Raw genomic sequence first — 9,091 nt, forward strand, 5'->3', positions numbered from 1 at the left:
GAAAATACGTTGCCAAAATTGGAGCTTGATGTAATTGCAATGTACTTCATGATATTACCAAAGATTTTACGCCCTTCTACTACTCCTTCTTCCAAAACCATCAAGCTCTTCTCCAAGAGAATTATATCAGCAGACTCTTTGGCAATGTCAACAGCGTTATCAACAGAAATCGCTACATCTGCTTCTCTCATGGCAGGAGCATCATTTATTCCATCTCCTAAAAATCCTACTACATGTCCCTTGGCCCTCAACGCCTTGATTATTCTCGCTTTTTGCATTGGAGTAAGTTTTGCAAAAATTGTGGTTCTTTCGGCTACTTCAGCCAGCTCATCATCTGTCATATTCTCTATCTCTTCACCCAAAAGTACATTCTGCACAGGTATTCCAACTTCCTTACAAACTTTCTTTGTCACTATTTCATTGTCACCTGTCAGAATCTTCACTTCAACTCCGTGTTCTTTCAAAGCCTTTATAGCATAAGGTGCTGTCTCTTTTGGCGGGTCAAGAAACGCCAAAAACCCCATCAATACCATTTTGCTTTCATCTGCTACACTGAACACACCTTCAGGGGGTACTTCGTTCTTCTGTGCCACTGCCAGCACTCTCATTCCGTCTTCATTAAGCTCTCTTACCATTTCCAAAGCCTCTTTTTTTATTTCTTCTGTTAATGGCACTACTTCCCCTTTATATTCAACCCACTCACAAATGGAAAGCATCTCCTCTACAGCACCCTTAGTAACTAACTGCCTTTTTTTGCCGCTAACCCCATTTTCGCTCTCTAACACGACAGACATTCTTCTTCTTACAAAATCAAAAGGTATTTCATCGACCTTTTTATAAATCTTCTCAAGCTCTGATCCCTTCATTCCCTTTTCTTCGCCATATTCTAAAATCGCTATATCAAGAAGGTTTCTCAAACCTGTCTGGTAGTAACTATTTAAAAAGGCATGTCTTAGCACTCTGTCATCTTCGTTCCCATGGATATCCAGGTGCTTTTCCAAGACTATTTTATTCAAAGTCAAAGTCCCGGTTTTATCTGTACAGAGTATATCCATTGCTCCAAAATTCTGTATTGCATCAAGCCTTTTCACTATAGTCTTGTGCTTTGCCATTGCTACAGCACCTTTGGCAAGGTTTGTAGTCACAATCATTGGAAGCATTTCAGGTGTCAATCCCACTGCCACCGCCAGTGCAAACAGCAAAGCGTCAAGCCAGTTTCCTTTTGTCAACCCGTTGACTATAAAAACTACTGGGAACATAGCTGCCATGAATTTAATGAGGAGTCTGCTTACATTGTCAATACCCTTTTCAAAGCTCGTCATAGCTCTTTGACCGACCAGCGTCTTTGCCATTGAACCAAAGTAAGTGCGCTCTCCTGTCGAAATCACAACCCCAATGGCAGAACCGCTGACAACGCTCGTTCCCATGAAACATATATTCTCCAAATCGGATATCGATAAGCTTTCAGCTTTTCTCTTCTCTTCCTTCAAATTCGGATATTTCTCTACAGGTTCAGACTCGCCAGTTAAAGTAGCTTGGTTTATGAAAAGGTCTTTTGAAGTAATGACCCTCAAATCTGCCGGCACCATATCTCCCGCTGCAAGGTGTATTATGTCCCCTGGAACTATCTCTTCCATTTTTATTTCTTTTACACCCGTTTCTTTTCTTTTAACTGCTGCTGTTGTGTGAACCATAGCTTTTAGTTTTTCAGCTTCTATGTTAGAGCGATACTCCTGCATAAAGCGTAAAAGTCCGCTAACCAGAACCATTATAGAAATTATTATGATGGTACTCCAGTCTCTGTCTTGAGGTGAGACAAACAAGACGTCAGTTATATATGATACAATTGCTAAAAATACGAGGATTCCTATAAATGGATTTATAAAAGCTTTCACAAGTTGAATATACCAAGGAGCTGGTTTTTCATGAGCTACTTCATTTGGACCGTACATTTCAAGTCTTTCTTCCGCTTCTTCTACAGTCAATCCATCTCTATCAGTCCCTAAGCTTGCAAGCACCTCATCAATATCTTTTTTTGCAAAATTTACCAACTGAGCAAAAATTGCATCACTTGCTCCGTTTTTCCTTGCAATCTTTATCATTTTCCTCACCTCCAAAACACAATAATAGGGTATAGGTTGCTGCTACTACAACCTTCCAATTACAGTATTTGTTTTTCTGGAAAAAATCTTTCACAAAAAGACGATGGAATTAAAAGGAAAAGAGTGTTTTGGAGGTATATGTAACAGGGCATTAAAAGAAGAGAAGGGAAACCAGAAAAAGGACTATATTATGACCATCGGTGAGAAGAATGGAAGTGGAAAAAGGGCCCCATCCTTCTTTAATGCCATATTACATATACCCTTTTTACTTATGCTACTACCTCCACCGTCCATTCTTCTCACCTCCGTTTTTTCTCAAAATTTGAAAAGCCTCTCTCAACGAAAGAAAGAGGCTTTCCATCCAATTTCCTTCGTTGAGCTTTGGCACTATACAGCTTTGGAGAAAACTCCAGCTGCATTAGGCAAAACCTTGATTCGGTAATGCCTGTTCACCCGTTACCATCTCTCGATGTTTCCGGGCAGCAGCCTGTATCTGTATAGGAGCCTCACCTAACGAGGTATTTACTTTTCTGTCCCTCTACATTATATTCCTATGTTTTGAAAATGTCAACCTATTTTCAAAAAATTTTTATACAAAAATCTTTATGCCCAGATAATGAGTAAAATACGAAAAAGTCATCCCTATCAAAAAGCCCATCAAGACATCGGAAGGATAATGAAGACCCATGTATATTCTAGAAAGCCCTACAAGCACTGCAACCGGAATAAATATAATTGCAAGGTTGGGAAAAAACATTGAAAAAGTCATTGCAAGAGAAAAACTGGCAGTAGCGTGCCCAGAAGGAAAAGAATAATCTCTCAAAAGTTGCCTAAAGGTATTAGTATCTCTAAACACCATGTAGGGGCGAAGCCGCGAATATTTCTTCTTCAAAAACTGCACAAAAAGATGACTGCTTACAAGAGAAAACAAAGCTTCTATTGCAGAAGTTCTTACACTATTCTTCCCAAAAAAGGCCAGAAAAATTGTGACAAATATTGTGAAAGCAGGACCACCCACATGAGTGATTCTGGGCATTATTTTGTCCAGAAAATTACATTTTATTTTCTCGTTAATATAAAAGAAAATATTTTTATCTTTCTCCGCAAGTATCTTCCTCAGTTCCATCCCAGTGGCACCTCTTTAAAAGTCTTCATTTATATCTTATCATAATTTTTATAAAATGTCTCTTTTATAAGCTTACCCCTAAATTCCCTCATGTTAATTTTACGTTAAATTTTAAAAAAATAAAGGGGTTCTATCCCCCTTTCAAGCCAAAGCTTTTTTCTTAACCTCTTCTATAGCATTTCTCACTTGAGGAATTAAAGAAACTGCAAAACAAATCAAAACCTCCGTCCCCACAATACTGCCATTGACTAAAAGTGAATACACTATGGGATTCATACCTTTTGGAGCATAGCTTGCAAAAAAGAATATTCCAGACAAAAAGTGTGAGAAAAATCTTCCAAAACCACCAACCAAAATTCCCAAACTTAAATTTTTTCTAAAAAAGCCCGCAAGCCCTAAAGCACCAAAAGCCAAAGGATAATCCAAAAGAATCTGTACCCATTGTACTATAAAAGGATCTTGAATTAGTTGTAAAAGTCCATAGGCCATTCCAACGACAATCCCTGGACCGGGACCGTAGTAATAGGCAAAAACAAACAGTGGAAGCATACTGGCAGGCGTAATAGATCCCCCTTGGGGCCAGTGGTAAAACCTTATATAGGAAAGGACAAAAGCTATAGCAATTGAGAGGGCCCCATATACAAGCATTTTTGTGTCAAACTTGACACTTTTTCTCATAAGATACAAGAGAAAAGCCGCCAGTAAAATCGCCAATATAACCGATAGCGTTACCGGTTTTATCTTGGCAAAATCAGAAAATATGCTTAAAATGTAGGACATAAACAAAAACACCTCCATTTTCAGGAGGTTATGTTCGCTGAAAAAAGGCACCGCCTCATGCGGTGCCTTTTGAGCCCGCATTCCCTACGGAGGCATTACCCTCATCAGGTTCCAAGGGTTCGGCATTTCTGCCGTCTCAGCCGTTAAGGCTCCCCCAGCGGACATAACCACCCGTATTTTGTTTTGCTTATTTTTAACTTTACCACTTTTCATGCTATATGTCAATACTTTTAACTTACAAGCGGCTCCTCTTCTCTCTCAAACTGGCTGTTGTAAAGTTTAGCATAAAAGCCTCCTTTTTTAAGAAGTTCTTCATGGGTTCCCTGTTCTACTATATCTCCATGGTCCATAACGAGTATTAAATCCGCATCTCTTATTGTAGAAAGCCTGTGAGCAATTATAAAGCTTGTGCGCCCTTTCATGAGATAATCCATTGCCTTTTGTATCTGTATTTCAGTTAAAGTATCTACGGAGCTTGTAGCCTCATCCAGTATGAGAATTTTTGGGTCTTTTAATATGGCTCTTGCTATTGTAATAAGCTGCTTTTGTCCCTGAGAAATGTTAGTACTCTCTTCATTTATCATCATGTTATATCCACCAGGCAGGCTCTTTACAAAGCTGTGAACGTGTGCTGCTTTAGCAGCTTTAATCACTTCCTCATCGGTTGCGTCAAGTCTGCCATATCTTATATTGTCCATGATAGTTCCATTGTAAAGCCATGTATCTTGAAGCACCATTCCAAAGAGGGACCTTAAATCTTCCCTTGAAAATTCTCTTATATCGTGACCGTCAATTAAGATAGCACCTTCATTTACATCGTAAAATCTCATCAAAAGCTTGACAATTGTAGTTTTTCCTGCACCGGTAGGACCAACAATTGCAACTTTTTGCCCTGCTTTAATCTTAGCAGAAAAGTTATTTATGACTATTTTATCTGGCCTATAGCCAAATTTGACATTCCTAAATTCAACGTCTCCTTTTATATCCTCTAATTTTATTGGCTTAGGATTGTCAGGCACTTCCTCCTCTTCTTCCAAAAACTCAAAAACTCTCTCAGCACAGGCTGCTGTCTGCTGAAGTATATTGGAAATATTTGCAATTTGCGCAATTGGCTGAGTGAAAGACCTAATGTACTGTATAAAAGCCTGTATATCTCCCACTTCTATCGCATTTTTGATGACCAACCAACTTCCCAAAACTGTAACAGCGACATACCCCAAATTACCTATCACATTCATGAGGGGCATCATAACACCTGTCAAAAACTGTGACTTCCAAGCAGCATCATACCAAGTGCTATTAAGCTCATCAAATTTGGCTATACTCTTTTTTTCTCCATTAAACGCTTTTACTATGTGATGTCCTCCATACATTTCCTCCACGTGCCCATTTACATGCCCTAAATAATCTTGCTGCTCTCTAAAATATTTTTGAGAATATTTTACAATAAAAGCAATTACTAAAGAAGACAGAGGTATAATCAAAAGAGCAACCAACGTCATAAGCCAGTTTATTGTAAGCATCATGACAAGAACGCCAATAACTGTGGTCACAGAAGTAATTATTTGTGTCAAGCTTTGATTGAGAGTCTGTGTAATTGTATCTACGTCATTTGTGATACGAGAAAGTATTTCTCCTTGATTCGTGCCTTCAAAATATTTCAAAGGAAGTCGATTAATCTTCTCAGAAATTTCCCTTCTAAATTTGTAGGTAACTTTCATTGCAACGCCGGACATTATTAAGCCCTGTAAATAGCCAAATAAAGCGCTTAGCCCGTACAATCCAATGAGGATTAAAATTATCCTTCCAATATATTCAAAATCTATTCCGCTTCCCTGACCTGTTATTCTGTTCATCACACCTTCAAAAATCTTAGTGATAGCTTTGCTCAATATTTTAGGTCCTGCAATGGAAAAGGAGGTGCTTAATATTGCCAGTAAAATTACCGTTATTATGGAGATTTTATACTCAGACAAATACTTTATAAATTTTTTCATCGTTCCCTTAAAATCTTTTGCTTTTTCTGCTCCGCGGGCTAAAGCGCGAGGCCCCCCGCCTCTTCCTATATGTGGAATTGGCGGCATTTTGGAATCTGCTTTTTTGTCTTTTCTCATGCTAATTCCTCCTCCTTAAGCTGCGACAAAGCAATATCTCTATAGGTTGGACAAGTCCTCATTAAATCTTTGTGCTTACCTATGCCAACAACTCTTCCTTCCTCCAAAACAATTATCTGATCTGCATTAAAAAGGGTAGAAACTCTTTGAGATACCATTATGACAGTGCTGCCTTTTAGCTTTTCCCTAAGAGCTTTCCTTAAAGCTGCTTCTGTCTTAAAGTCAAGGGCTGAAAAACTCTCATCAAAAATGTATATCTCAGGTTTTTTAACAAGGGCACGAGCAATGGAAAGCCTTTGCTTTTGACCTCCTGATACGTTTGTTCCCCCCTGAGCAATTTCTGTGTCAAACTTTTTGGGCTTTTCATTTATAAACTCCATCGCCTGTGCAATTTCCGCTGCTTCTATTAAGTCTTCTTCAGCAGCCAAATCGTTTCCATATTTCAAATTGAATCTAATGGTGCCGCTGAAAAGCCAGCTTTTTTGAGGCACGTACCCTATTCTGCGGCGAAGGTCCTCTTGTTTCACTTCTCTTACATCCACCCCATCCACTAGCACTTGCCCTTCCGTAACATCGTAAAATCTTAGTATCAAATTAACTAAAGTACTTTTACCAGAACCAGTTCTTCCTATTATACCAACTGTTTGCCCCGGTAAAATTTTAAAGCTTATATCCTTTAGAGCATAGTCTTCAGCTCCAGGGTATTTGAAAGACACATTTCTAAATTCCACTGTTCCTGCTTGTGTTTCATCAAACTGCTTTGGATTTTCTGGATCTTTTATAGAGGGTTCTGTCTCCAATACTTCAGCAATACGCTCTGCTGAAACAGAAGCTCTCGGAATCATTATAAAAAGCATTGAAAACATCAGGAAAGCAAATATTATCTGTATAGCGTACTGCATAAAGGCCATCATGTCTCCAACTCTCATACTGGAATTTTCTATTTGATGAGCTCCCACCCATACTATCAAAAGAGTTACACCATTCATCACAAGCATCATAGAAGGAAAGAGTATAGCCATTGCACGGTTTACAAAAAGACCTACTTTGGTCACATCCTGATTCGCTTTATCAAATCTTTCCTCCTCAAACCTCTGATTATTAAAAGCCCTTACCACCATTATTCCAGATAGATTTTCACGTGTAACTAAATTGAGCCTGTCAATTAACTTTTGCATCAACATGAATTTAGGCATGGCAATAGAATACAGGACTGATATTATCCCAAAAAGTACAATAACCGCCAATGCTATGATCCACGACATAGAAACACTCTTGCTCAAAGCCCTGAAAACCCCACCTATTCCCATTATAGGAGCGTAAAATACCATTCTTATCATGATTACAAGCAACATCTGTATCTGCGTAATATCGTTTGTAGTCCTGGTTATCAAAGAAGCAGTGGAAAATTTATCAAACTCTGCATTGGAGAAGTGCTGAACTCTAATAAACAGGTCTTTCCTTAAATCCCTTGACACGCCTGCAGCTATACGCGAGGCAAAAAAGGCTACCATAATAGTACTTGCCGCACTTAATCCCGTTATCATAAGCATAAGAAGTCCTGTGTGTAAAATGTAGTTCATCTGAATCCTATCAGTATTTATGCCAATTGCTTTATACTCATTTTTAACCGCCATTGTGGCAGCCTGAATTATCATGTCATCCCCTAAAGCTTCAAATTTTTTATTCATTTCATCTCTTATCTGAAGAAGCTGTTCCTCTGGCATCTGAGAAATTATCGAAAACAGGTCCACATTTGCAGGTATCTTCTTCCCATTAAATTCTATTACTCCATTTTTGGCATTCTCTTTAGCCTTCTCAATTCCCGAAACAGCAAGAAATGCCTTTCCTAAAGGCAAATTCATCTTGTCAATTTCTGATTTATCTATATTATTAAGAACGTAAACGGGTTCTTTTGAAAGTATAGGATATTTTTTAACATACCTGTCATATTCAGAGCTCATCTTGTTTACGAGTGTGTAATTTTTCAAAATCTCCTCTTTTTCACCGGGAGTGACAAAAAGCATTAGCTTATCCATTTCACTTTTTCTTATCGCTTCGGGAACTGCATTTGTTATTCCACCCTGCTGTATACCGTTATTGACTATTTTAGACATGTAGTCAGGTAGCGCCAGGTCACTCATAGCTTGAACAAATATGAAGAATACTGCAAGTAAAATTAATACTGCATAGGGTTTCAGATATCTTGCCAGTCTTGTCATATAGTCACCTTCTTCTCCTCAAATTTTTGCTACAATTAGTTATCTTGTAATTTTCATCCTCTTTTTAAATCCTCATTACCTTTCATTTCTAACACTTTTTTTAACGCCTCCAGTCCCTCTATTATCTTATTGAGGTCCTCTTGACTTGCTCTATTTATCAACTCTTCAAATTTTCTTTCCGCTTCTTTAAAATGCCTTTGAAACTTTTCCTTAAATTCTGGAGTTACACTTACATACACCACTCTTCTGTCTTCTTCGCTTCTTATTCTTTTGACCAAACCCTGTTTCTCAAGTCTGTCAAGAATGCCGGAAACAGTGCTGTTAGAAAGCCCCAATTTTTGACTTAAATCGCTTACTTTCATCTCTCCATAATGGGCTAAAATCCCCATGAGCATTCCCTGGGGGCCTGTTATGTCATACTCTTTGCATTCGTATTTCATCATCTGCTTTATTGTGTTACCTATTTGTTTTAAAAGCTTTAATATTTTTAAACCATTGCTTATCTCTTTCATTTTCACCACCGCATTTAAAATTATTTCGTATACGAATATTTCGTATGCAAATATTTTTGACGCAAAATATATTTTACTCCTCCCAATCTAGTATGTCAATATTCTCTAAAGCTTTTCATAAAAAAATAAAGACTGCCTTAAAACTAAGACAGTCTAAGACTGTTGACAAAACCCATATTAATTTAAGTGGCATTTTGTGTTAATGCTCCAGAGTTGCAAAGCGACTAAACTAAGG

The 9,091-nt window shown here is 38.1% G+C and carries 6 protein-coding genes and 2 riboswitches; all 6 genes read right to left on the minus strand.

The window, feature by feature from the left end; genetic code table 11:
• Positions 1–2,102 (minus strand): magnesium-translocating P-type ATPase (gene mgtA / locus ACPLVE_RS10300; protein ID WP_424611469.1); only part of this gene is annotated, 2,102 nt, incomplete at its 3' end.
• Positions 2,103–2,461: 359 nt separating this feature from the next.
• A riboswitch (M-box (ykoK) riboswitch) is annotated at positions 2,462–2,627 on the minus strand.
• A 64-nt stretch (positions 2,628–2,691) separates the two neighbouring features.
• Positions 2,692–3,228 (minus strand): phosphatase PAP2 family protein, encoded by a 537-nt coding sequence (locus ACPLVE_RS10305; RefSeq protein WP_424611470.1) that lies wholly within the window; start codon positions 3,226–3,228, stop codon positions 2,692–2,694.
• Positions 3,229–3,369: 141 nt separating this feature from the next.
• Entirely contained in the window at positions 3,370–4,008 is a 639-nt protein-coding gene (gene thiT / locus ACPLVE_RS10310) for an energy-coupled thiamine transporter ThiT (protein WP_424611473.1), read from the minus strand.
• A gap of 63 nt (positions 4,009–4,071) precedes the next feature.
• Positions 4,072–4,174: riboswitch (TPP riboswitch) on the minus strand.
• A 64-nt stretch (positions 4,175–4,238) separates the two neighbouring features.
• Positions 4,239–6,092 carry an ABC transporter ATP-binding protein gene (locus ACPLVE_RS10315; protein ID WP_424611474.1) on the minus strand — a complete coding sequence of 618 codons (1,854 nt, stop codon included), beginning with the start codon at positions 6,090–6,092 and terminating at the stop codon, positions 4,239–4,241.
• Between the two features lie 26 nt (positions 6,093–6,118).
• Positions 6,119–8,344: an ABC transporter ATP-binding protein gene (locus ACPLVE_RS10320; protein WP_424611471.1), complete on the minus strand. Its 2,226-nt coding sequence runs from the start codon at positions 8,342–8,344 to the stop codon at positions 6,119–6,121.
• A 53-nt stretch (positions 8,345–8,397) separates the two neighbouring features.
• Positions 8,398–8,856, minus strand: a complete 459-nt coding sequence (locus ACPLVE_RS10325) for a MarR family winged helix-turn-helix transcriptional regulator (RefSeq protein ID WP_424611472.1) — start codon at positions 8,854–8,856, stop codon at positions 8,398–8,400.
• Positions 8,857–9,091: the final 235 nt, after the last annotated feature.

It is taken from the genome of Caldanaerobacter sp., assembly GCF_049701115.1.
In the GTDB taxonomy this organism is placed as follows: Bacteria; Bacillota; Thermoanaerobacteria; order Thermoanaerobacterales; family Thermoanaerobacteraceae; genus Thermoanaerobacter.